21 protein-coding genes are annotated in these 21148 nt (G+C 69.7%); 13 read left to right on the plus strand and 8 right to left on the minus strand.

Annotated elements, in window-relative coordinates; all coding sequences use genetic code 11:
- Positions 1-4100 precede the first annotated feature (4100 nt).
- The 5 genes from OV427_RS21170 to OV427_RS21190 all read left to right on the plus strand — a co-directional run bounded on the left by OV427_RS21170 (position 4101) and on the right by OV427_RS21190 (position 7442).
- A complete protein-coding gene (locus tag OV427_RS21170; RefSeq protein ID WP_267857951.1) occupies positions 4101-4892 on the plus strand; it encodes an AAA family ATPase in 792 nt (263 codons plus the stop codon).
- A gap of 105 nt (positions 4893-4997) precedes the next feature.
- Positions 4998-5894: a ParB/RepB/Spo0J family partition protein gene (locus tag OV427_RS21175; RefSeq protein WP_267857952.1), complete on the plus strand. Its 897-nt coding sequence runs from the start codon at positions 4998-5000 to the stop codon at positions 5892-5894.
- Between the two features lie 3 nt (positions 5895-5897).
- Complete coding sequence (bacM, locus tag OV427_RS21180; RefSeq protein ID WP_163999212.1) at positions 5898-6344, plus strand: bactofilin BacM; 447 nt, start codon at positions 5898-5900, stop codon at positions 6342-6344.
- Positions 6344-6889 carry a hypothetical protein gene (locus OV427_RS21185; RefSeq protein WP_267857953.1) on the plus strand — a complete coding sequence of 182 codons (546 nt, stop codon included), beginning with the start codon at positions 6344-6346 and terminating at the stop codon, positions 6887-6889. Before bacM ends, OV427_RS21185 begins: the two co-directional genes overlap by 1 nt.
- Positions 6890-6968: 79 nt before the next feature.
- Complete coding sequence (locus tag OV427_RS21190; RefSeq protein WP_267857954.1) at positions 6969-7442, plus strand: CoA-binding protein; 474 nt, start codon at positions 6969-6971, stop codon at positions 7440-7442.
- A gap of 128 nt (positions 7443-7570) precedes the next feature.
- Here OV427_RS21190 and OV427_RS21195 read toward each other — a convergent pair whose 3' ends face one another.
- Positions 7571-8158, minus strand: coding sequence for a Uma2 family endonuclease (locus OV427_RS21195; protein ID WP_267857955.1), 588 nt, complete (start codon positions 8156-8158; stop codon positions 7571-7573).
- A 296-nt stretch (positions 8159-8454) separates the two neighbouring features.
- On the opposite strand from OV427_RS21195, the gene OV427_RS21200 reads away from it, so the two are divergent.
- Positions 8455-8649, plus strand: coding sequence for a hypothetical protein (locus OV427_RS21200; RefSeq protein ID WP_267857956.1), 195 nt, complete (start codon positions 8455-8457; stop codon positions 8647-8649).
- Positions 8650-9155: 506 nt separating this feature from the next.
- On the opposite strand, the gene egtD is transcribed toward OV427_RS21200, so the two are convergent.
- Positions 9156-10181 carry an L-histidine N(alpha)-methyltransferase gene (gene egtD / locus OV427_RS21205; protein ID WP_267857957.1) on the minus strand — a complete coding sequence of 342 codons (1026 nt, stop codon included), beginning with the start codon at positions 10179-10181 and terminating at the stop codon, positions 9156-9158.
- Between the two features lie 4 nt (positions 10182-10185).
- Positions 10186-11520, minus strand: coding sequence for an ergothioneine biosynthesis protein EgtB (gene egtB / locus OV427_RS21210; RefSeq protein ID WP_420718364.1), 1335 nt, complete (start codon positions 11518-11520; stop codon positions 10186-10188).
- Positions 11521-11821: 301 nt separating this feature from the next.
- Here egtB and OV427_RS21215 point away from each other — a divergent pair, with 301 nt between their 5' ends.
- Complete coding sequence (locus tag OV427_RS21215; protein ID WP_267857959.1) at positions 11822-12196, plus strand: response regulator; 375 nt, start codon at positions 11822-11824, stop codon at positions 12194-12196.
- 18 nt (positions 12197-12214) lie between these two features.
- On the opposite strand, the gene OV427_RS21220 is transcribed toward OV427_RS21215, so the two are convergent.
- On the minus strand, positions 12215-12493 hold the full coding sequence (locus OV427_RS21220) for a hypothetical protein (protein ID WP_267857960.1): 279 nt from the start codon (positions 12491-12493) through the stop codon (positions 12215-12217).
- A gap of 248 nt (positions 12494-12741) precedes the next feature.
- Positions 12742-13140: a c-type cytochrome gene (locus tag OV427_RS21225; RefSeq protein ID WP_267857961.1), complete on the minus strand. Its 399-nt coding sequence runs from the start codon at positions 13138-13140 to the stop codon at positions 12742-12744.
- Between the two features lie 250 nt (positions 13141-13390).
- On the opposite strand from OV427_RS21225, the gene OV427_RS21230 reads away from it, so the two are divergent.
- Positions 13391-13930, plus strand: coding sequence for a hypothetical protein (locus tag OV427_RS21230; protein WP_267857962.1), 540 nt, complete (start codon positions 13391-13393; stop codon positions 13928-13930).
- A 17-nt stretch (positions 13931-13947) separates the two neighbouring features.
- Here the strand turns inward: OV427_RS21230 and OV427_RS21235 are convergent, their stop codons facing one another.
- A complete protein-coding gene (locus OV427_RS21235; RefSeq protein ID WP_267857963.1) occupies positions 13948-14319 on the minus strand; it encodes a sensory rhodopsin transducer in 372 nt (123 codons plus the stop codon).
- 285 nt (positions 14320-14604) lie between these two features.
- Between OV427_RS21235 and OV427_RS21240 the strand changes: the two genes are divergently transcribed.
- Positions 14605-14997 carry a helix-turn-helix domain-containing protein gene (locus OV427_RS21240; RefSeq protein WP_267857964.1) on the plus strand — a complete coding sequence of 131 codons (393 nt, stop codon included), beginning with the start codon at positions 14605-14607 and terminating at the stop codon, positions 14995-14997.
- 44 nt (positions 14998-15041) lie between these two features.
- On the opposite strand, the gene OV427_RS21245 is transcribed toward OV427_RS21240, so the two are convergent.
- Together OV427_RS21245 and OV427_RS21250 are read right to left on the minus strand one after the other, a co-directional pair.
- A complete protein-coding gene (locus OV427_RS21245; RefSeq protein ID WP_267857965.1) occupies positions 15042-16910 on the minus strand; it encodes a serine/threonine protein kinase in 1869 nt (622 codons plus the stop codon).
- A 2-nt stretch (positions 16911-16912) separates the two neighbouring features.
- Positions 16913-17797, minus strand: a complete 885-nt coding sequence (locus tag OV427_RS21250; protein ID WP_267857966.1) for a DUF2381 family protein — start codon at positions 17795-17797, stop codon at positions 16913-16915.
- A 349-nt stretch (positions 17798-18146) separates the two neighbouring features.
- Here OV427_RS21250 and OV427_RS21255 point away from each other — a divergent pair, with 349 nt between their 5' ends.
- The 4 genes from OV427_RS21255 to OV427_RS21270 all read left to right on the plus strand — a co-directional run bounded on the left by OV427_RS21255 (position 18147) and on the right by OV427_RS21270 (position 21146).
- Positions 18147-18635: a hypothetical protein gene (locus OV427_RS21255; protein ID WP_267857967.1), complete on the plus strand. Its 489-nt coding sequence runs from the start codon at positions 18147-18149 to the stop codon at positions 18633-18635.
- 27 nt (positions 18636-18662) lie between these two features.
- Positions 18663-19142, plus strand: coding sequence for a cupin domain-containing protein (locus tag OV427_RS21260; protein ID WP_267857968.1), 480 nt, complete (start codon positions 18663-18665; stop codon positions 19140-19142).
- A gap of 148 nt (positions 19143-19290) precedes the next feature.
- Positions 19291-20565 carry an AHH domain-containing protein gene (locus OV427_RS21265; protein WP_267857969.1) on the plus strand — a complete coding sequence of 425 codons (1275 nt, stop codon included), beginning with the start codon at positions 19291-19293 and terminating at the stop codon, positions 20563-20565.
- An 11-nt stretch (positions 20566-20576) separates the two neighbouring features.
- Positions 20577-21146 carry an imm11 family protein gene (locus tag OV427_RS21270; protein WP_267857970.1) on the plus strand — a complete coding sequence of 190 codons (570 nt, stop codon included), beginning with the start codon at positions 20577-20579 and terminating at the stop codon, positions 21144-21146.
- Positions 21147-21148: the final 2 nt, after the last annotated feature.

Below are 21148 nucleotides of genomic sequence, written 5' to 3' on the forward strand. Positions count from 1 at the left end.
ACGAGCCTCGCGGAGCGTGATGCGCAACAGCGAGTGGTTCACGCGCACCGACTCCAGTTGCCCGCGGAACCGGGCCCGTGACCTCGCGTTCCACGTGGAACGTGGCCAGCGTCACCTGGTGCTTCATGGCTACTGGTTCAGACCGCTGCTGGGCGGACCCGTGTGACGATGCACCCATGACGATGCATCCATGTGGAGCGTGAGTTGCGCGAGGGAGCTCGACGGCGACGCGGGTTCGAACCGCCGCTGAACTGAACCTCGCGGCATCACATTCCACGTGGAACGCGGATGGCTTCACTTCGCGCTTCATGCGGACCGAAGGAAGTCAGCGATGGCCTCGCGGTGTGGCCCGCGGAAGCGGAAGCGCGGCCGTGTTCCACGTGGAACGCAGCAGCGCCCCTGAGCCGCGCCGTCATGCAGACAAGGGCAGGTGCAGTGGCCACGGCTCGGGGTTGCGGACTTGAGGAAACGGGGCTGTTCCACGTGGAACCTCGCCGCTTCGTGGTCGCGACTTCATGCGGACCCGTGGAGCCCGTGCGCGGACCTGGAGAACGACGAGGCCACGTTCCACGTGGAACGCGAGGGCTCATCACCGGCACCACCGTGGAGTCGGGCCGGTGCTCACGATGCCTGGATGGGTGATGTGCACGGCGTTCGGTTCCACGTGGAACAGGGAGGCTCGTCGCCATCGACTCAGCGCGGACACTCCGCGTGGTGGTGAGGGCAGGGTGCTCTCTTCTCTATCTGGAGCATGGCAGCCCGACACCGCAGCTTCGTGCGGAGGCGCGATACAGGGCCGGGAGGTCGGGGCGAGTTCAACGTGGAACGTGGATGCCGTTGGCGGTCGCTTCGCGCGGAGACACCGCGCGCGGTGGTCGGGGGCACGAAGCGGTCCACGTGAAGCGTGGAGGCCTATCGCTCATGCCTTGCGCGGAGGCACCGCGCAGCGGCGAGAAGTCAGGGGCATGTGCCGCGTTGAGCGTGAATGCCGTTGGCTGTCGCTTCACGCGGAGACACCGCGCGGTATCGAGAGGTCAGGGCGAGTTCCACGTGGAACGTGGATGCCGTTGGCGGTCGCTTCGCGCGGAGACTCCATGCGGCGGCAAGAGGTCTGGGTTCGTGACTTGCGGGGCGTGGAGGTCTGGCGCCGCCGGTTTGCGCGGAGACTGCGCGCAGCGACCCGCTCCACGTGGAACATGGGGTCCCGCCGCAGTCGCTCCACATGGAGACAGCGTGCAGCGACTCGTTCCACGTGGAACGTGGGGTCCTGCCGCAGTCGCTCCACATGGAGACAGCGCGCAGCGACTCGTTCCACGTGGAACGTGGGGTCCCGCCGCAGTCGCTCCACATGGAGACAGCGCGCAGCGACTCGTTCCACGTGGAACGTGGAGACCTGCTGCTTCTCATGGCGACACCGGGTGGTGTTGGCGGGACAGGGAGCGGTCCATGTGCGGACCTGGTGGAGGTCCATGGAAGCGCTCGCGCGAAGTCCGGAGGCGGGGCCGCCACGGTGGAGTGGAAGGCGGGAAGGCGGAGCTGGGTTCCACGTGGAACGGGGAGCCCATCCGCCTGCGCCTGCCGACACATCACGTTCGTGGCGATGACGTTGCGGTCGGAGTGATGCGGCCATGATGCCGCTCTCGGTGTCGCGACCGGCCCGGTGGATGACGGGACTCCATCAAGAGTTTCCGGCATGCCGACGGTGCTCCCATCCACTGGCGCCTGTCGCGCTGAAGCGAAGACAGCGCTACCGAGGGTCCCCGCGCGTTCCACGTGGAACGTGGAGCCACTGCCGGTCCGCACGGCTCGACAGGCCCGTTGCCACCGAACCACGGCATGCCGCATTTCAGGCGGGCGGAGTCGGCCAACGTGAAGCTCCGAGGCTCATGCCTCATCCGCCATGCGGTTCGCATGAAGCGGTAGGGACTGCATGCCCCAGGCTGCTTCTGCGCGGATGCTCTGGCCAGGGGACGCAACGCATCGCCGTGCGGGCTCATGGGGCCCGAACGGGGACACGCCGAACATGGGTGCACGGCACGGGATGCCCCATGGAAGCGACCGCGACTTGCGGCGGAGTCGTGCAGCGCAGTGAGGGCACTGTCGCCGCGGTCGACCACGGGCTCGGCGCAAGCGTAGTGCCCCGGCCCTCGCGGGAGAGAACCGCGCATGTGCAGGGGCCTTCGGTGCCGGAGAGCGACGGTGGTCCTCAGTCCGCGCGAAGTGCCCTGCGGACGTCCCATGGTGGGAAGGTGGTTGGGCCGAGAGGTGTGGTGGCGGAAGCACGCTTCACCCGGGACCGGAGCCTGCGCTTCGAGCCTGAGTCCGGGTCCTCCAGGCACGGAACTCCGTCATGCATGGGCCTCCGTCGCCGTGGTGTCCGCATCGGTGTTGGCTCGGTCCATTCCTGGCGGAACCCTTGGACTGCACCCGGGTGTCTCAGGCCCGTGCGGCTTGTGGATGCGTCAGCCGTTGACCTGACTGCACGCGGGAGCCTGGTCCGGCGCGCGAACGCGGCTCGCATGGAACCGGGGATGACGTCACCTCGGCACTGCGTGACGTGAAGCCTGTTCATGCGCAGGGCGCTGGCTGATGGAGCGCGCGGCTCGGGCTCACCCTCGTGCGCTGGTCGGCAGCGGTTGCGCGCGAGCCGAACCCAAGAAGGGAAGGGGCGGGAACTCACGACCCAATCCCGGCAGCGAATCACCCTGCTCAGGGAGCGCCCCGCATGCAGGAGCCAGCACAGGGGCGCATGACGCGCGACCGGGCACGGCTCATCTCGCCGTCACGGCCACTGACGTGACACCACTGTGGCGACCCGCGCGCGGGCTTCAGCGGAGTTCAGGTGCAGCGGCATCCCTGCCGTGTCCGCCCATGCGGCTCGCTGCGCGGGGAAGGGGACCGCAGGTGCTGCCGGGCATGGGCTCCCCGCTTGCCGTTTGGAGACCTGGACTGGCTGGCAATGAGCTGCATCGCCGCGCTTGAGTCCGCGCATGGACGTCACGCCCGATGGACCGGGAGATGCGAGCTTCATCGGAGCGCGTTGCGCGAGGGCCCGGCGGACGGACGCGGAGGCGCAGCTGCCGCCGAGTGAGGAGCCAATGCTTCACCGCGCTCGCTCGAACTCGAGACCGCACAGGCCCAACCGGCAGCCGGGGGAACGGCGTGGGGCCTCCACGCCACGCCTCCACTTGAGTCCGCATGCTGCGCAGGTCTCACAGGTCCGAAGCCTGAATCACACGGAGCCGAGCCTCACGCGGTCCATCGAACCGACAGGCCGTGAGCTTGCCTGGCACACCCGACCCCTGGCGCCACGCATCGAGCCCCCTGCGATGAAGTTCCTCCGCGTGGACTCCGTGCGCGGCAGCCCCTCCCTCGCGAGTCCGTGCGACGAAGCCGTCCATCGGGCAGTTCCTCAACGGCGCGCTCGGACGCACTGAACCGCCAACGGCTCACAGGACCTCGCCTGCTTCCCTGGTCGGCCCCACAGCCGGCGAGCCAACCCAGGCACCGCCGCACCCGGAGCAGACCGCACGGCCGCATCCTTATAGAGGGGCCTGACATGGGACCCCTCCCGGTCCAGGCAGGCAGTCGTACCGACCCGCCATGGGCCACCGATTCCCGGCCCAGTCGCTCCTGCCTCCCCAGCATCCAGGCCAGCGACCCGTGGAACCCTGCCTCCAGCCACGAGGACGGGAACGGGCGCCACCTCCTTTATATAGGGAGCGGGAATCGACCCATCCCGGCACCCACGGCGCGCCCCATCGCGGGTCCTCCGAACCGCCCACCCGGAACCCGCGAACCCTCAACCCGGGTCGGCCACCGCGCACGTGCTCACGTGCGGCATGCCGTGGACAGCTCCACCCCACCCGACTCCGTCACCGAATCGAGACCCAACGCCGCCCCTCCACCGTGCCCCATTCCCCTGGCGCCGCCCGCGTCCACCCTCGCGGAAACACGGCGAAGAGAGCAGGGAGGCGAGGCTCGCCGACAATTTGATCCTCCCCCGAAGCGGGTGCTAGGAGCGTGGATCAGCGCGCAACCGTGCACTGCTTCACGCGCGGGGCCCTGGCACCGGCCGGGGAAGAGAGAGGATGGGCCACGTGGGTCGTATCATCTGCATCTCCAACCAGAAGGGCGGCGTGGGGAAGACCACCACCGCCATCAACCTCGCCGCGAGCCTGGCCTCCGCCGAGCGCCGCACGCTCCTGGTGGACATGGACCCGCAGGGCAACGCCGGCAGCGGGCTCGGCCTCAAGCGCGACGACCTCCACGGCACCATCTACGAAGCGCTCCTCAATGGCCGCCCCATGAAGGAGCTGCTCCACCCCACCGAGCTGCGCTACCTCCAGGTCATCCCCGCCACGCCGGACCTCACCGGCGCTGAAGTCGAGCTCGTCAACCAGGAGCGCCGCGAGTTCCGCCTCCGCGAGGCCCTGCGCCCCCTCGCCGCCGAGTACGACTACGTCATCATCGACTGCCCGCCGTCGCTCGGCCTGCTCACCCTCAACGCGCTCGCCGCCGCGGACACCGTCCTCATCCCCCTGCAGTGCGAGTACTACGCGCTCGAGGGCCTCTCGCAGCTCACGCACACCATCGACCTGGTGAAGCAGGGCCTCAACCCGGACCTGAAGATGGAGGGCATCCTCCTCACCATGTTCGACTCGCGCGCGAACATCGCCCACCAGGTCGTCGACGAGGTGCGCGGCTACTTCAAGAAGCAGGTCTTCGAAGTCGTGGTGCCGCGCAACGTGCGCCTGTCCGAGTGCCCGTCCTTCGGCAAGCCCATCATCCTCTACGACATCAAGTCGAAGGGCTGCGAGAGCTACCTGGCGCTCGGCCGCGAGCTCATGAAGCGCGACGCCCCCAAGTCGCCGCGCCGTCGCGTGGCCTGAAGTGAGCCGAAGTCTTCCGGAAGCAGCGGGGGCTCTCCGAGGTTGCCGGGGAGCCTTTGTCGTTCATGGCCGCCGTGAAAGTCGCCGCGGCGCTGGAGTCACGACGTGGTGAAAGCAGACACGCAGAAGCGGGCGCTCGGCCGTGGGCTCTCCGCCCTCATCCCCCAGGCCGCCCCCTCGTCCGGTGGCAAGGGCAGCGAGCAGGCAGCCAACAAGGCCGGCGTCCTCAAGCTGCCCATCGAGTCCATCCACCGCGACAAGGAGCAGCCGCGCCAGCACTTCGACGAGGTGAAGCTCAAGGAGCTCGCCGACTCCATCAAGGCGCAGGGCGTGCTCCAGCCCATCCTCGTCCGCAAGGACGGAGACGGCTACCGCATCATCGCCGGTGAGCGCCGCTGGCGGGCCTCCCAGGCCGCGGGCCTCAAGGAAGTGCCCGCAATCGTCAAGGATGTGACGGAGGTCCAGGCCTTCGAGTTGGCCCTCGTCGAAAATCTCCAGCGCTCGGACCTCAACCCGATTGAAGAGGCCCTGGGATACAAGCGGCTCGTCGAGGAGTTCAAGCTCACGCAGGAGCAGGTCAGTCAGCGCGTGGGCAAGGAGCGCTCGACGGTGGCCAACGCGCTGCGGCTGCTCGCGCTGCCCGACGACGTGAAGGTCATGGTGGCGGACGGCTCGCTGAGCATGGGCCATGCGCGGGCGTTGCTCGGGGTGCCTCGGCTGCCGGAGCTGCAGAACCTGGCGAAGCAGGTAGCGGACAAGAAGCTCTCCGTGCGTGACACGGAGCGGCTCGTCCAGCAGAGTCGCTCCTCGGGCAAGAAGGATGCGGGCAAGTCGCCGCCCAAGCAGAGCCCGCAGGTGAAGTCACTGGTGGAGGAGCTTCAGCGGCGACTGGGGACGAAGGTTCGGCTCACTGAACGCAGCCCAGGAAAGGGCACCATCGAGGTGGACTTCTTTTCGTACGATGACCTCGACCGGCTCTTGAAGCTTCTCAGGAAGGAGTAGGACGTGGCGCTCCTTGGCGGGAAAAAAGACGAAGCACCCAGCAAGCCTCTGTTCAGGCGGGAGGAGGAATCCGTGTCGCAGCGTTCCGGTGAGGTGCATACGCTCCTGGGCAAGGGGAGCGAGTTCGAGGGGAAGCTCACGTTCGAGGGACAGGTCCGCATCGACGGAAAGTTCAACGGGCAGATTGTCACCAAGGACGTGCTCGTCATCGGTGACGGCGCCAAGGTGAACGCTGAAATCCAGGCCGGCACCGTCATCATCAACGGCCAGGTCGAAGGCAACGTGAAGGCCACCCAGGTCATCGAGCTCAAGACGCCCGGCCGCGTGAAGGGCAACCTCGAGACGCCGTCGCTGTCCATGGACCGCGGCGTCATCTTCGAGGGCTCGCTGAAGATGGAGAACATCGGCGGTGGCGGGAAGCCGCCTCCTCCGGGTGGCGAAAAGAAGTAGTGCGCTCGCGGAAGCACATCGCGTGGGTGCTCGCGCTCGGCCTCCTGCCCGGCTGCAAGGGCTGCAAGCAGGAGGACGCCGCGCCGGCTGATACTGCTCCGGACGCCTCGGCGCATGGCTCGTCCATGCGCTCGGGCGTGAAGGTGCCGCTGCCGGACGGCTGGTCCGCGCAGGTGGCGCCCGACGACAGCTTCCAGGCGGGCCCGCCCGGCCGCCCGGTGCTGCGGGTGGACCTGCGGCGCGGGCAGGGCGCGCAGAAGCCCTCGGTGGATGACCTCGCGGACCGCGTGCGCGGGGAGCTGAAGGGCTACGAGGTGTCGCTGGACCAGGAGGAGGAGACGGAGGGCTACACCCTCCTGCGCATCACCATGGCGCCGAAGCTGGCGGATGGTGGCCTGGGACTCCAGACGCCCGGCTTCTTCGGCGCGCGGCGGCTGGGGGATGACCTGTTCCTCTGCGCCAGCCTGCCCGGTGCCTCGCCGGAGGACGTGCTCGAGGCCAACGAGGCGTGCCGCAAAATCGAGGTCCAGGCCGCGCCGAAGTAGGCCCCGCCTGGGGGCTCGGGTGACGTGCTCCCTCGCCGCCGGGCCCGGCCGTGGCAACCTTCCGTCGAGGGAGGCAGTCATGGACTGGAAGGACAACCTCGTCGAGGACGATGCCGGAGTACAGGAGGTCCTCGCGAGCAGCCGGCGCGTGGCGGTGTTGGGCATCCGCTCGGAGAGCCAGGCGCACAAGCCGGCCTACGCGGTGCCGCACTTTCTGCAGGCGCACGGCTACGACATCGTCCCGGTGTCGGTGCACGGGGAGAAGGGGCCCATTCTCGGCCAGCCCGTGTACTCGGCGGTGGCGGACGTGCCCGGGGCGGTGGACGTGGTGCAGGTGTTCCGCAAGCCCGAGGACATCGACGGGCACGTGGACGATTTGCTCAAGAAGAAGCCGCGCGCCGTGTGGTTCCAGCTCGGCATCCGCAACGACGCGGCCGCGGAGAAGCTGGCCCGCGCCGGCATCCGCGTGGTGCAGGACCGGTGCATGAAGGTGGAGTTCATGAAGCGCGAGCGAGCGCGGGAGGAGTCCGCGGGCTCGGGGGCTCGGACCTGACGCAGGCTTCGTGCGCGCGTTGCCGCCGCTCGAAAAGGTGCACTGGCGCTGGCGTCCGGCAAGCTCGGGCGCTCATTCCCATTGCTGGGGGAGTGTGCGCGGGCTCCCGGTTGTCGGAGCCCGTGCGCTCAATGCCTGCCGCGTCCGAAGAGCGTGGCGAGCGAGAGCTTGAGCTTCGGCAGGGTCGGTGTGGTCAACGTGTCCTCCACGCCGAGCAGATGGACCGTCCGGTAGCGCGCCTCGCGTCGGGCGGTGGGCTCGGTGTGGACCTCGACCGTGCGCGCGGCCACGTCCACCAGCCAGTACTCGGGGATGCCTGCCCTGGCGTAGATGGCCGACTTGAGCCTGTCCCGCGCAAGCGAGCTGTCCGCGACCTCCACCACCAGGAACGCCTTTCGCGGCAGTCGGTCGTCCCGGTCCTCCGAGAGAGGAAGGACGGCAAGGTCCGGCTGAGGGCGACTGTCACCACAATCCAGCGGGCTCTGTGGGCTCACCAGCGCCTTGCCCTGCGTGGCCGATACCAAGGCGTAGTTCAACCGCGCGATGAGGTTGGTGTGGGCGGGGCCGGGCGGCGTCATCGGGACCAGGCTTCCTTCGAGCAGCTCGACACGTTCGTCCTCCGCGAGGATGCCGGAGCGGACAAGCGCGTCGTACTCCTCGGGGGTCCAGCGCCTGCCGGGGAAGGTCAGAAACGCGCTCGCGAGGTCGGACGGCATGAGGCTCAGGATAGGCCGGCGCCGCGAGACGCGCGAGAGAGGAGGCAGGCAGGCGTGGCGCCCGCGTGAACATCCGGCGTGCGCCGCGTGTCCAACCGATTATGAAATTCGTGACGGGGAGGAAGCCCCGCGGGACAGGACGAGGGGTGCACTTCCGTGCACGCCGCGTCGCCATCGTCGCTGAGGGACTTCCACATTCTGTCACGGTTACTTAACCTGCACTTCCCCGGCCCGCGTTGGGTGCCTAGCCGGACCCATCAGGACCTCCCACGCAGTGCCTTGCCAGGAGTCCCCGCATGTCGTTCTCCGGAATGCTCCCCCTTCCACTCGCCACCGTGGACCTTGGACCTCTGGGGGAGCAGGTGATTGTCGCGGGCGGCGTCATCGCCACCGTCGTCGCCGGGCTCTGGGCCGCGTGGACGCGCCCCACCGCGCAGCCCGTGCCGGTGCCCGTGCGCGCGCCGTCGCGCCGCAACCCGCCGCGTCGCTGACGCGCGCAACGTCGTTCCCGGCGCGGCCCTCGCTTCCGGCCGCGTCCCACCTCACCGCCTCGTGGTGAGGGCGCTCTTCCCGGGCCCGCCGCTCCAGCTCGAGCGGCACGCACGAAGTCCATCCGCGTGAGCACTTCCGTGGAACGTGGTGCATGCACCCGGCAGCCCCGCAAGACATCGGGCGTGGCGGCGGGTTGAAGCCCAGCCACCCGCCCGATGCTCCCCCCGGCGGGATGTGTTGGCCAACCCTTCCCTCGGTGGTGCGCGAACGGGTCGAGAAGACCCCGGGAGCCTCCGTTGCCAGGAGGCAAAACGTCAGGCTCCCGATGCTCCCTCTCCGGCAGGAGGAAGGAGTGTCACCCCGACGCGCGAACCCACTTCAGGAAGGCGACCAGAAGGGTCCCCGGCCCTGGACCCCGATTGCCGGCCACACCCGTCCGGCATCGAACGATTCTCGGCCCCAGCGTCGCCAAGTTGCGACGCCCGCGCGAGATTATTCTCAGATTTCAACGTTTGAGCGCCAAGGACAGCGCGAAGTCGCCCGCGGTGTCCGTCCACCACTCGGCGAGGGTGAGGCCGGCCTCCGCCAGCTCCGCCTCCACCTGGCGCCGCTCGAACTTGCAGCTCACCTCGGTGCGCAGCACCTCGCCCTCGGCGAAGTCCACGCGCCGCCGCAGCGTGGACAGCCACACCGCCTGCGCGCGCTTGGACACCAGGCGCATTTCGATCCACGCGTTCTTCTCGTCGAAGGGCGCGAAGTGCTCGAAGGCGTCCGGCTCGAAGTCCGCGCCCAGCTCGCGGTTGAGCACCTTGAGCACGTTGCGGTTGAACTCGGCGGTGACGCCCGCGCTGTCGTTGTAGGCGGCGTACAGCCGCTCGCGGTCCTTGATGAGGTCCGTGCCCAGGAGCAGCCCGTCACCCGGCTGGAGCCCCGCGGACAGCTCGCGCAGGAAGAGCGCGCGCTCCGCCGGCTTGAAGTTGCCGATGGTGCCCCCCAGGAAGGCCACGAGCCGCCGCCCGCCGCCGGGCAGTTGGCCCAGGTGCCGCTCGAAGTCGCCCACCACCGCGTGCACGCTGATGCCCGGGTACTCGCGGGCCAGCGAGTCCGCCGCGCGCCGCAGGAAGCTCTCGCTCACGTCGAAGGGGACGAAGCGCGACAGCGCGCCCGCCTCCTCCATGGCGTCCAGCAGCAGGCGCGTCTTCTCGCTGGTGCCGCTGCCCAACTCAATCAGCGTGTCCGCGCCGCTCAGCCGCGCCACGTCGCCGGCATGGGCGAGCAGGATTTCGCGCTCGCGCCGCGTCGGGTAGTACTCCGGCAGCCGGGTGATGTCGTCGAAGAGCTGGCTGCCGCGCTCGTCGTAGAGCCACTTCGGAGACAGCTCCTTGGGATTGCCGCACAGTCCCTGGAGCGCTTCCGCGCGGAGCGCGCGCTTCGCGTCGCCCGGCCGCACGTACACGTCCACCCTCACCCCCGGGGCGCGCTGCGTGCCGCCGCCCGGAGTCCCCGTCGTCTGCGCCGTCCTCACCCGCATCGCCTCACCTCACGTCACGTGCACAGCGGAAGCCGGCGAAAATCTGCCGGCGGTGGGGGAAGTCCCAGTTGCGGAAGCCATTGCGCACCGCCACCGGCGCACTGGCCCACGCTCCTCCCCTCAGAACCTTGTAGTCCTCTCCGAAGAACACCTCGGAGTACTCGCGGTAGGGGAAGGCGGCGAAGCCCGCGTACGGGCGGAAGTCGCTCGCCGTCCATTCCCAGACATCGCCCAGCAGTCCCCAGACGCCGTCATGGCTGACGCCCGCGGGGTAGCTGCCCACCGGCGCCGGGCCCCACGTGTCCCCGCCCAGGTTGGCGTGCGCCTCGGTGGGCGCCGCGTCTCCCCACGGGTGCTCGCGCGGCGTGCCGTCGCTGCCGCGCGCGGCCTTCTCCCACTCGGCCTCCGTGGGCAGGCGCTTGCCGGCCCAACGCGCGTACGCGTCCGCCTCGTACCAGCACACGTGCTGCACCGGCTCGTCCTTCGGCAGCGGCTCCACCAGGCCGAAGCGCCGCCGAAGCCAGACATGGTGGCCCTGAGGCAGCCAGAACTGAGGGTGGCGCAGCCCTTCCTTCTGGATGAAGTCCCAGCCCTTCGGGTGCCACCAGCGCGCGTCCTCGTAGCCGCCGGACTCGACGAAGACGAGGTAGTCGCCATTCGTCACCGGGTGCGCGTCCAGCAGGAAGGGGCGCACGTCGGTGACGAAGGCGGGGCGCTCGTTGTCGTAGGCCCACGGGTGCTCGCTGCCCAGGCGCACCGGGCCGCCGGGGATGAGCACCTCCGACAGCGCCGCCGCGCCAGGACGCGGGCGCGCGCGGGGCGACGGCATGCGGTACTCCACCGCCGTCATGAGCTGCAGCGTGGCGGCGAGCGTCTCCGCGTGCTGCTGCTCGTGCTGCGCCACCATGCCGAAGACGTAGCCGCCCACGAGCAGGGGCTCCGTGCTGGCGTCGGGCAGCGAGTCCAGGTGCTCGCGCACCGCCTCGCGCACGCGGGCGGCGTAGGCGAAGGCGGAGCCGGGCCCCATCAGCGGCAACTCCGAGCGCGTGGCGCGTGGATGCCGGAAGGCGTCGTAGATGGCGTCGAACGCCGGGTCCGTGAGGGCCGGAGCGCCGAGCGCGCGCAGCAGCCACTGCTCCTCGTAGTTGGCGACATGGGCCACGTCCCAGACGAGCGGCGACATGAGCGGCGAGTGCTGGCGCAGCAGCTCGGCTTCCGGCAGCCCGGCGAGCATCCGCAGCACGCGCGCCCGGGCCGTCTCCAGCTCCGCCCAGGCCCGTGCCTTCCACGGCCGTGCCTCGCCGCCTCCCTGTCCGCGCACCCTGGTGCCCTCTGCCATACGGGACATGACCGCTCCAAGGTAGGGAGGCGCCCCACGCGGAGGTAACCCCTGGCCCACCGCCGCCCGAGCCTCCCGTGAGGGACTGCACGCTCCTCGGACCCCGGCGTGGCCTTCTGGATGAACAAGCCTCACTCGCGTTTCGAGCTCAAACTAAAAAAGCGTCGTTTCGAGGCCTGGCGGAAATTTGTGTTGGGGAGGCGGCTCTCCGCGTCCGGGTGGTGGATTTCTGTCCACTAATGCTGGCTCGGGGGGCGCTCCCGGTCGCGGCGCGGCTTGCGGGGCTTCTATGCTTTCGCACATGGCCACCGCTGCGCCGCGCAGGTCCGTGCTCGTCGTGGAGGATGACGAGGACATCCGGGCCGCCATCGCGGAAATCCTGGAGGGGGAGGGCTACGACGTCGTCATCGCCGCCAATGGCAGCGAGGCGCTCGACGAGCTCCAGCACATGCGCCGGCCGTGCCTCATCCTGCTGGACTTGATGATGCCGGTGATGAACGGCCACGAGTTCCTCGCGCGCATCCGCGAGACGCCGAAGTGGCAGGGCGTGCCGGTGTTGGTGCTCACCGCCGTCTCCACGGAGGCGCCGCCGGGCGCGCGCGGGCTGCTGCGCAAGCCCTTCATCGTCGAGGAGCTGCTGGACGCGGTGCAGAGCCTCTGCGGCACGGTGGCCTGAGGGCGCGGCCGGGGCCGCTCACGGCTTGCGCGGAACGCGCACGAGCGACAGCAGCGTCAGGGTGCGCGAGCGCTCGTCCCAGGTGTACTCGAGCTCCAGCCCGTGCTGCGGCAGCGCGTGCCGGGCGAGGCCGTTGGTGGTGGCCGCGGGGTCACGCCCGGTGGCTTCGCCGAGCCCCTCCAGCACCTCCTGGAGCGCGAGGAAGGTCTCCGCCGACATGCGCCCCACTTCGCGCCAGGCCTGGGGCGCATAGTGCACGCGGTACGGACCCTGGTTGTGGTGGCGGAGCTGCGGCATACCCGGCTTCGTCGTTCCTTTCCGGGTTCGCTCCTTGCCAATGGCGTGCCTGCCCGCACTCGCCGGGAGTCCGGGTGGATGCCCAGGTGTGCCGCGACTCAGGGTGAAGGAGTTACAGGCCGTGGCGCGGAGCGGCGGAAGAAACGACAGGAGGGGCCGTCCTGGTGGGGAGACGTGCCCCGGGGCCGGCCCCGGGTGTGGGGGCGAGGCCACGCTCCGCGCGGGGGGCGGCGCGGCCTGGGGTGTCGCTACGGCGCACCGCAGATGAGCCACTCGGAGAGCTGGCGTCGCTCGGCGTCGGACGGGCGCGGGTCGTTCAGGGGCATCTCGGTATTCACGCTGCCGTCCGCGTTGGCGCCGGCCTCTTCGTTCATCTGCTCCGCGTGCGCGCGCACGGAGGCGATGAGGTCCCAGTCGAAGCCCACGGGCGCTCCGTTGCGCGCGGCCCCGGTGAGCGTGGAGCTGTGGCAGCGCGTGCAGTAGGTGTCCAGGAAGGCCCGGCCGAAGTTCTGCTCGGTGAGCTGGGTGCCTCCCGTCGGGCACTCCAGCGTGTCGTCATCGCCGCCGTCATCGTCGTCATCGTCCCCGCAGCCGGGCACGAGGGTGAGGCAGGCCAGTACGGCCAGACAGCCAATCAAGCGTGACATGGGGTCTCCCCTGGCGGGCGCCCGGTCCCCGGGAGCGGGGGAGGGCTCGCCTGTCTCCCGGATAGCGGAGCGGGGGGGCCGGCCGTCAGTGGCCGCGGGTGTCGTCCCCCGTCCGGCAGCGGACTGCCCGCGCGGCCGCTGGGGAAGCGGAGCCCCGAGCACCCGCCGCGCACCGGCTGCCCGCCCGCGCGCCGCATGCCCACGTTGACGCCTGGGGCCGAGCGTGCGGCGGCCCCGACAAGGAGGCGCGATGGCTCGGCGGAAGTACACCCCCTGGTCGGCGACGAATGGACTGCTCTTCGGCGTCGCGGCGGGCGTGGTGCTGGCGCTGGCGGAGGTGGTGCTGGCCGTGGCGTCGGGTGACAGCGCCATGCGGCCCGTCCGCATGTCCGCGGGCGTGGCGCTGGGGCCGACCGCCTTCACCCCGCAGGTGTCCGCCGCCACGGCGCTGCTCGTGGGGTTCGGCGTCCACGTGGTGCTGTCCGCCCTCTCCGGACTGCTCTATTCCTTCCTGGACGCGATGCTGACGCCGGACGGGCGGGGCCGCTGGGAGTTCCAGGCCGCGGTGGGAATGCTCTTCGGCATGTTCATCTGGCTGGTGAGCTTCCAGTTCGTCGGGCGCGGCTACTACCCGTGGTTCCTCGACGTGCCGCAGTTCCCCCAGGTGGTGCTGCACGCCGTCTTCCTCGGCCTGCCGCTGGCCATGCTCTTCACCGCGGCCGAGCGCAGGCGCGCGCTGCTGGATGCGGAGGACACGGCCACGGCCGAGGCACGCGGCGTGGACACGTGAAGCCGTGGTGACGGGCGTCACTCGGAGAAGGCGATGGTCGTCATCAGCGCGTTCTCCGCCTGGCGCGAGTCCAGCCGCGTGTGCTGCACGACGATGGGCACGTCGGAGAGGATGACGCTGGCGTAGTCGGTGTCGCGGGGAACGGGCTCCGGGTCCTTCAAGTCGTTGAAGCGCAGGTGGAGGGTGCGGCGCGCGGGCACGGTGACGCGGTAGGGCCCCACGGGCTCGCGGTCCTTGAAGAAGAGCGTCACCTCCACGTGGGCGTCGCGCGCTCCCGTGTTGAGGAGGCAGGCCGTCTCGTGGCTCGCCATCTCAGGAGCGGGCCCGGTGCTCTGGCTGGGAATCCAGCCCTCGGCGATGGCCCACCTGCGGCGTCCGATGGAATCCATATGCGTGGGCTCCGTGCGTGAGGACTGGAATGCGCCGCGAGCCTGGACATGCGGCGCTCCGCGAGGAATCGCCCTCGGCGCCGTTCGTGGAAAAGGCGACGGGCGGACGCTGGAGTCGCGTGACTCCGCACAATGCACGCAGCGCCCGCAACGGGCCGTGGTGCGGGGCCGAGCCTTGTTTGAAAAAACGCTGAAGGTATGGTGAAAGTACCCGACCTTGAGGGTTATCTAAGGGCCTCCGAGGCGCCTGGAACGGGGCCCCTCCTTTCGTGGACTGACACACGCATGGACACAGAATTGGCGAGCATGCTGGGAGCCGCGTCGAGGGCCGCCCGGGTGCGCATGGGACTGACGCAGGCCGATGTCGCGGAGCGGATTGGCATGGCGTCGGAGGTGTACGGGCGGCTGGAGCGCGGGCACATGCTGCCCAGCGTGCAGAACCTGCGTCGGCTGTGCGTGGTGCTCCACGTGCCACCGCACGAGCTGCTCGGCCTGGGCGAGGACCTGTCCGCCCCGCCGCCCGCGAAGGACAAGGCGGCGCCCAACGTCGCCAACAAGGCCCGTGAGGACGACACGCCGGAGATGCGCCGGCTGATGCGCAACCTTCGCAAGCTGTCGCCGGTGCAGCTCAAGCTGATGAACCTGGTGGCCTCGGCCATGCACCAGAAGAAGAAGTAGCGGGGCGCGGGCCGCCGAGAGGGTGGCGCGCACAGGTCCGCGCGTCACCACCGGTCCACCACCACGTATTCATCGGTCCGCACCCAGATGGGGTCCTTCGGAGTGGAGCCCGGTGCGTGGCGCACCGTCCGGCGCTGCGGGTTCCCCACCCGGGCGCAGATGGTGATGCGGGTGGCGGACTCCTTCCCGTGGCGAGGGATGTCGGCTTCGAACCATTGGATTTCGGCGTCCTCGCCATTCACCCACACCCAGCCATGCAGCACGGTGTTGGAGGGGAACGCGCCGGGGTTCCGGACGATGCTGCTGATGGAGCCCGTCCTCAGGCCGCCGATGAGCACGTCGCCGTCGGCGTAGTCCTGGTGGAAGTCGAGCTGGGCGGTGGCAATCAGCGGAAGGCGGTACGGCCCTCGGAACCCCCGCAGCACTTCATCCATGCTGCGCATGGCATCGGTCGAGCAGGGTTGGTTTCGGCGGGGCCGCTCGCCCACCGGAGTCGCATAGGTGGTGCTCGCGCAGTGGAGGCTGGCGGCCGCGGCGACTCCCGCGAGACAGCGCGGAAGCGCGCGCTTCAGTGCTCCCGGTGCGGAAGGCTTGGGGGTTCCAGGCGTCGTCGGGTTCGTCACAGGCTCTTCTCTCGTGGTGGGGGAGGGCTCCAGCAGCCCCTCTTCCATACCCGCATCCATCGTCGTCGTCGGCTGCTCAGCGGCGGAGTGGCTCGCTCCTGGATGCGCGGTGGGCGTCGGGGCCAGGAGCTGTTCCGAAGCGTGTGGCGCTCCCGCGCTCTTCCAGCCGAGCATGGCCAGCAGTCCAAGCAGGACTCCCGCTCCCAGCAGGTGCCAGGAAGCGGGCCGCCGGGCAGCGGCGTGGGCGTCGGGAGCAGGATGTGGACCGGAGGCGGGGGCGGAGGCTTTGCCGGCGGAGGGTGCTTCGGGATGCGGGCCCGATGAGCTGCCCGTTGCGTCATTGCGCGCCGGTGTCGTCGGGGGCGGCGCTGCTCCTGGGAACAGGGGCTTGTCCCACTCGGGTCCGGCGGAGCGCAGCGCTTCCTCGAAGGCCGCGTGCAGGGCCTCTCCGTGGGGGAACCGCTCCCGGGCTCGCTTGCGCAGCAGTCGCAGGGTGATGGCCTCCAGCGCAGCGGGAACCCGGGGATTCACTCCGGAAGGCAGGGGTGGCAGCCGCTCCTCGATGTGCTCGATGAGGACCTCCCGAGGCAGGGTCGGTGAGAACGCGGGCGCGCCCGTCAGCACCTCATGGAGCGTCACGCCCAGGGCGTAGAGGTCATCTGTGGCGCGGAAGGGGTAGCGCGCGTCAGGCCGGTCATGGTGCTCGCGGTGGAAGCGGAGCGCCTCCGGGCTGCGGTACCGCGTCGTACCGGGAGGAAGCGTGCCTTCGGTGAGTGGCGGTGCCTCGGCATGGTCCGCGCTGCCGAAGTCCACCAGCACGGGCTCATCGTCGTCGGCGCGCACGAGGATGTTGGATGGCTTGAGGTCGCGATGGAAGACGTCGCGCGCGTGCAGCTCGCCCAGGGCCCGAGCCAGGCGCGCGAAGAGGCGGGCCACCCGGCGGGCCGACGGGCGCGCTCGCTTCACCCAGCCGTCCAGCGTGGAGCCGTCCACGAAGTCCATGACGACGTAGTGGTAGCCCGTTCTCGAATCCGGCCACCGGCCATGGGCCCAGACCCGCGCCACGTTGGGGTGGACGGCCTGGAGCAGGCAGGCCAGTTCCTTCGCCGCGCGAGCGTCGGTGTGGTTGAGGTCGTCGCTGCCGGGGCCTCGCAGGGCGAACTTGAGGGCATGGCGCTGCCCCGCGTGCTCGACCTGGAACACGATGCCGAAGGAGCCCGAGCCCAGCGGCGCGAGGATGCGCCAGGGGCCTACCGTCATGCCCGGGCGGAGCGTGAGTGGATGCGCCACCGTCAATGGGCCACTCCGGGCGGCGGACGTGGAAGGCGCACGCCCTTCAACTTCAGGATGCGTGAGCCACCCTGCTCGTGGACGTGGATTCGCACCCGCTCGGCGGTGGATGCGGGGCCCGCGCGGAGCTCCAGGACGAGCCTCCCCATGACTCCGGGCCGGAGTGTCTGCACATCCAGGTCCGCCGCGCGCACCGGAATCTGTTCCACGGTTTGCTCGTCGAGCACCTCCACCCGGCCGGGCCGCCAGTGGGGCTGACCCTCGGCGAGGAGGAGGGTGACCGCGAGGGCCATGAGGCCAGGGGCGACGAACGCCCGGAGGTCGGCCACGTGGAAGTGCGGCGAGTCCTCGTCGCCCGCGACACGGGAGTTCAGCTGCTCCGCGACGATGCCGTTCCCCAAATCCCGGGAGAAGAGCAGGTTGGAGAAGCGTCCCGAGTCCTCGCAGCGGGCCTGCACGGCGCCCAGTTGTTCCACGAGTGCCTCGGGTGCGAGCGCGGTGCGGAAGACGCGGACCTGGAGGTCCACCTCTCCCGGCTCGGTCGTGAGCGCGAAGGTCGCCCGGTTGGGGAAGTGGCCGTCCGCGAAGCGCACCGTGAGGGGAATGCGCTCGTGGGGCGTGAGCTCCATGCGGGGCAGGAGGATGAGGGCGCGCTCGGTGATGTCGATGCGCTCGAAGCGCTCACGCGACGCGCCCAACTCCACGCTGGCGGGGAGCACGGGGGAGTCGAACAGCAGCACGGTGGCGGTGCCGGCCGCGACGTGCACTCCGTGCGTCGTCGCCGGATTCTCCGCGGAGAGGGTGATGTGCCGTTGACGCATCTGCCGCTCCACACCGGTTTCTCCCGCGACCGCCGTCATACCTGCCAAGGTGGTAAGCACCAGCATGACCCGAGGAAATGGTTGGAGCAAGTCCTGACTACCTCCTGGGTCGCTACCCTAACAGGGAGGGGCGACACACGGGGACCCGCGAGGTTGGAGTCCCGACCGGCCGCTGGAGGCCCGCAAGCACGGAGAATGAGGCAGGATTTTCCGGTGATTGGGTCGGGGCGCGGCCATGCTCGGCCCTGGAGCCGGGCTTCCAGACACGCGCGCTGTGTGTACCGGCAAGCTCCTCTGCGCGGCTCCCCTCAGGCGCGGTCGGCGGCTCAGCCGTAACCGGGGCCGTGTTCGCGGCGTAGTGGGCACAGCCGCCATCGCGGGCCGTGCATCCCAGCTCCGTCACGAGGTCCCTTCCATGCGACTGTTGCCCGTTGTCGTCACCGTGCTGCTCGCGGCCTGTGGTCCCTCGTCCTCGGTCGATGAGCACGTGGGACTGGTGGGGGACCTGGACACGTCGGAGGCGGGCATCACCGCCTTCGTGCGCGAGGGGCGCTACACGACGTGGCTCGCCGAGCCGGCGCCTCGTGACTCCGTGCGCTCACATGGCCCCAAGGTCCGCGTGTTCTTCAACGACGTGCTGGTGGAGTCGATGCGCGCGGGCAACGCCACGCACCCTCCAGGCAGCATCACCGTGAAGGAGCTGTACGACTCGGAGGGGAGGACGCTGCGGGGCCATGCGCTCGACGTGAAGGTGGTCGAGGGGGCAGGGAAGGACACGTGGATTTTCTTCGAGGGGCTGGGGCCGGACTACGGCGACAACTACTACGGCCGGGGCCACTCGACGTGCCATGGCTGTCATGAGGACAGCGGCCGGGACTACGTCGCCACGCCGCTGCCGGAGTGAGGCACGGGACGCTTACACTGCGCGGCCATGGTCGATGAGCTCGTGCGCAGGCTGGGGCTGGTGCCGCATCCCGAGGGTGGCTTCTACAAGGAGACGTACCGTGCGGCGCTGGCGGTGGAGACGCCGCGAGGCGTGCGCTCGGCGGGCACGGCCATCTACTACCTGTTGCCGCGAGGCTCGTTCGCGGCGTGGCACCGGGTGACCTCGGACGAGGTGTGGCACTTCTACGACGGGCATCCGTTGGAGCTGCTCCTCGTGGGAGCGAGTGGCCGGGTGGAGACGGTGGTGCTCGGGAGGGATGTGACGAAGGGCGAGCAGCCGCAGGTGGTGGTGCACGCGGGCGTCTTGCAGGCGGCGGTGCCGAGTGGGGAGTACACGCTCGTGGGCTGCACCGTGTCGCCGGGTTTCGACTTCGCGGACTGGGAGATGCCGTCCGCGGAGTCCCTGGTGAAGCTGTACCCGGAACAGGCGGAGCTGATGCGGCAGCTCGCGAAGGGGAGTGCGTAGGCCGCGCGAGCACGGGGGCGGTGCGCCACGGCATCCGAAATTTCCTGAGCCGCTGTGCCCACTGAATGGAGAAGCGCCGCGGAAGTGCGCGTCAGGGGTGTGTCGTGCAAGCTGCCCGCGCATGAGGACAGCTCCCCCGCTGTTACGCATGGCCCTGGTCTGCTGCTCGGTGTTGGTGGCCTCGTGCGCCTCGTCACCGGACGGGCGTGCGGGTGACGGAGGCAGTCTTGCCCGGCCTGAAGTCGTGCGGACGACGCGGCTGTCGGGAGACCGGGTGCAACTCTTCTTCACTCCGCTGGCCCCCGTGCCCGCCTGGGAGACGTTGAGTCCGGAAGAAGCCCGCGCGGTGCTGGCCGGCTTCCACCAGGCCTTGCGCCACATGCCTGCGCCCCGCTTCCAGCGAGCACTGGCGACCGAGGGAGGACCAGCCGAGTGGGAGCTGCGGCTCCGGCAAGAGTTCCTTGCGAAGTACGGCCCTTCGCCGTTGCCGCTGCCGGGCTCCTTGGCGCACAGCCGGCTCTACCTCGCGCTGCAGCGCTCTCCCCGGTACATGGGGCCCGGCATCCGGGACGCGGCGGAGGAGCTGTTCCGCTCCCCGGCCTTCCTGGCCAGCGTGACGCTGTCGGTGGTGGTGTACCTGGCGGCGTGGGCGCTGCCGGAGCCAGTCTTCTCCAAGGCCTTCGCGGCGGCGCTGACGGTGAGGCTGGCGATTGCGGTGGGGCTGCTGGAGCTGCGCAACCTGGGGCTGGCCTGCTACCAGCTCTACAAGGACGCGGAGGCGGCGAGGACGGTGGAGGAGTTGGAGGCGGTGGCCGAGCGCTTCGGGAGGGCGATGGGAGGCACGGCGCTGAGGGCGGTGGTGCTGGTGGCCACCTTCGGAGTGGGCAAGGCGCTGCCGAAGGTGCCCGAGGGCGGACTGTGGTCGCTGCTCACGCCGTCGAGGTACGCGATGCCCGGAGGGTTGACGTGGCAGAGCGCGACGACGGCGCAGATGGTGGCGGACGGCACGCTGGTGGTCAGCGGCGTAGCGGTGGGCACGGCGGCCAGCACTGCTTCAGGCGGAGCGGGCAGTGCGTGCACGGACGGCACGGTGAAGAAGGACGGCCACCAGTGGCACCATCTCGCCACGAACAAGAACAACAGCGCTGAAGTACGCGGCGGACCGTGGACGCCTCGTTTCGAGGAACTCTTCGCGAGGGCGGGGATGAGCTTGGAGGACCCGGCGAACCTCGTCTATCTGAAGGGCCACCTGGGCCCTCACCCCGAGGCGTATCACGCAGAGATATTCGATCGGCTCCAGACCGCGCTCGGACCCTGCCGGACCCATGACCAATGCCGCGGCAACCTGTTGCGGGAACTGAGGCGCGTAGCGGATGAACTCTGCACGCATGGCTCTTCGCTCCACCAACTCGTTACGAGATGATGGTGAGAGAGATGCCCACGAATCGCTACTTCAGGCTGACGGACGACATGCGCATCCGACAGCGGTGGCACTTGAGAGCCCCTCGGAATGAGCAGGGGCTGGAGGTGCATCACTGGCAGTTCTTCGAGGGTCGCAGGCTCGAGCAGCAGGGCACGATCCGCTTTCCCGTGAGACCCACTGGCCAGGTTCTCGATTTCACCCTGGACTCCTTTGCTACGCCAGTCGTCCACGAGCGAGTCGTCGACCTCTTCCAGCACCAGCGCATCCAGGACGTCCAGTTCATCCCCGTCCAGGTCGAGGGCCACGAAGGGCCCTACTTCATCCTCAACACGCTCCGCACCATCCGCTGCATCGACGATGCCCGCAGCAAGGAGGTGCGGTACTTCACCCCAGAGGACGAACAACCGGAGCGGGTGGGCGAGTACCGCCTCGTCGTCGGCATGCGCATCGACCCGACGCAGGTCGGCGACGCGCACATCTTCCGCCCGTGGGGTTGGAACGTGGCCCTCATCGTCTCCGAGGACCTCAAGGACGCGATGGACGCCGTGGGCATCACCGGCACGAAGTTCGAACCGGTGTAACC

Origin of the sequence: Pyxidicoccus sp. MSG2, assembly GCF_026626705.1 — a bacterium.
Lineage (GTDB): Bacteria > Myxococcota > Myxococcia > Myxococcales > Myxococcaceae > Myxococcus.

What these genes read in the sequence shown, in the direction of transcription:
- OV427_RS21190 (WP_267857954.1), top strand. Translation starts at nt 6,969, where the DNA reads ATGGACTGGAAGGACAACCTCGTCGAGGACGATGCCGGAGTACAGGAG.
- OV427_RS21195 (WP_267857955.1), bottom strand. Translation starts at nt 8,158, where the DNA reads ATGCCGTCCGACCTCGCGAGCGCGTTTCTGACCTTCCCCGGCAGGCGC.
- OV427_RS21200 (WP_267857956.1), top strand. Translation starts at nt 8,455, where the DNA reads ATGTCGTTCTCCGGAATGCTCCCCCTTCCACTCGCCACCGTGGACCTT.
- egtD (WP_267857957.1), bottom strand. Translation starts at nt 10,181, where the DNA reads ATGCGGGTGAGGACGGCGCAGACGACGGGGACTCCGGGCGGCGGCACG.
- egtB (WP_420718364.1), bottom strand. Translation starts at nt 11,520, where the DNA reads ATGGCAGAGGGCACCAGGGTGCGCGGACAGGGAGGCGGCGAGGCACGG.
- OV427_RS21215 (WP_267857959.1), top strand. Translation starts at nt 11,822, where the DNA reads ATGGCCACCGCTGCGCCGCGCAGGTCCGTGCTCGTCGTGGAGGATGAC.
- OV427_RS21220 (WP_267857960.1), bottom strand. Translation starts at nt 12,493, where the DNA reads ATGCCGCAGCTCCGCCACCACAACCAGGGTCCGTACCGCGTGCACTAT.
- OV427_RS21225 (WP_267857961.1), bottom strand. Translation starts at nt 13,140, where the DNA reads ATGTCACGCTTGATTGGCTGTCTGGCCGTACTGGCCTGCCTCACCCTC.
- OV427_RS21230 (WP_267857962.1), top strand. Translation starts at nt 13,391, where the DNA reads ATGGCTCGGCGGAAGTACACCCCCTGGTCGGCGACGAATGGACTGCTC.
- OV427_RS21235 (WP_267857963.1), bottom strand. Translation starts at nt 14,319, where the DNA reads ATGGATTCCATCGGACGCCGCAGGTGGGCCATCGCCGAGGGCTGGATT.
- OV427_RS21240 (WP_267857964.1), top strand. Translation starts at nt 14,605, where the DNA reads ATGGACACAGAATTGGCGAGCATGCTGGGAGCCGCGTCGAGGGCCGCC.
- OV427_RS21250 (WP_267857966.1), bottom strand. Translation starts at nt 17,797, where the DNA reads ATGCTGGTGCTTACCACCTTGGCAGGTATGACGGCGGTCGCGGGAGAA.
- OV427_RS21255 (WP_267857967.1), top strand. Translation starts at nt 18,147, where the DNA reads ATGCGACTGTTGCCCGTTGTCGTCACCGTGCTGCTCGCGGCCTGTGGT.
- OV427_RS21260 (WP_267857968.1), top strand. Translation starts at nt 18,663, where the DNA reads ATGGTCGATGAGCTCGTGCGCAGGCTGGGGCTGGTGCCGCATCCCGAG.
- OV427_RS21265 (WP_267857969.1), top strand. Translation starts at nt 19,291, where the DNA reads ATGGCCCTGGTCTGCTGCTCGGTGTTGGTGGCCTCGTGCGCCTCGTCA.
- OV427_RS21270 (WP_267857970.1), top strand. Translation starts at nt 20,577, where the DNA reads ATGCCCACGAATCGCTACTTCAGGCTGACGGACGACATGCGCATCCGA.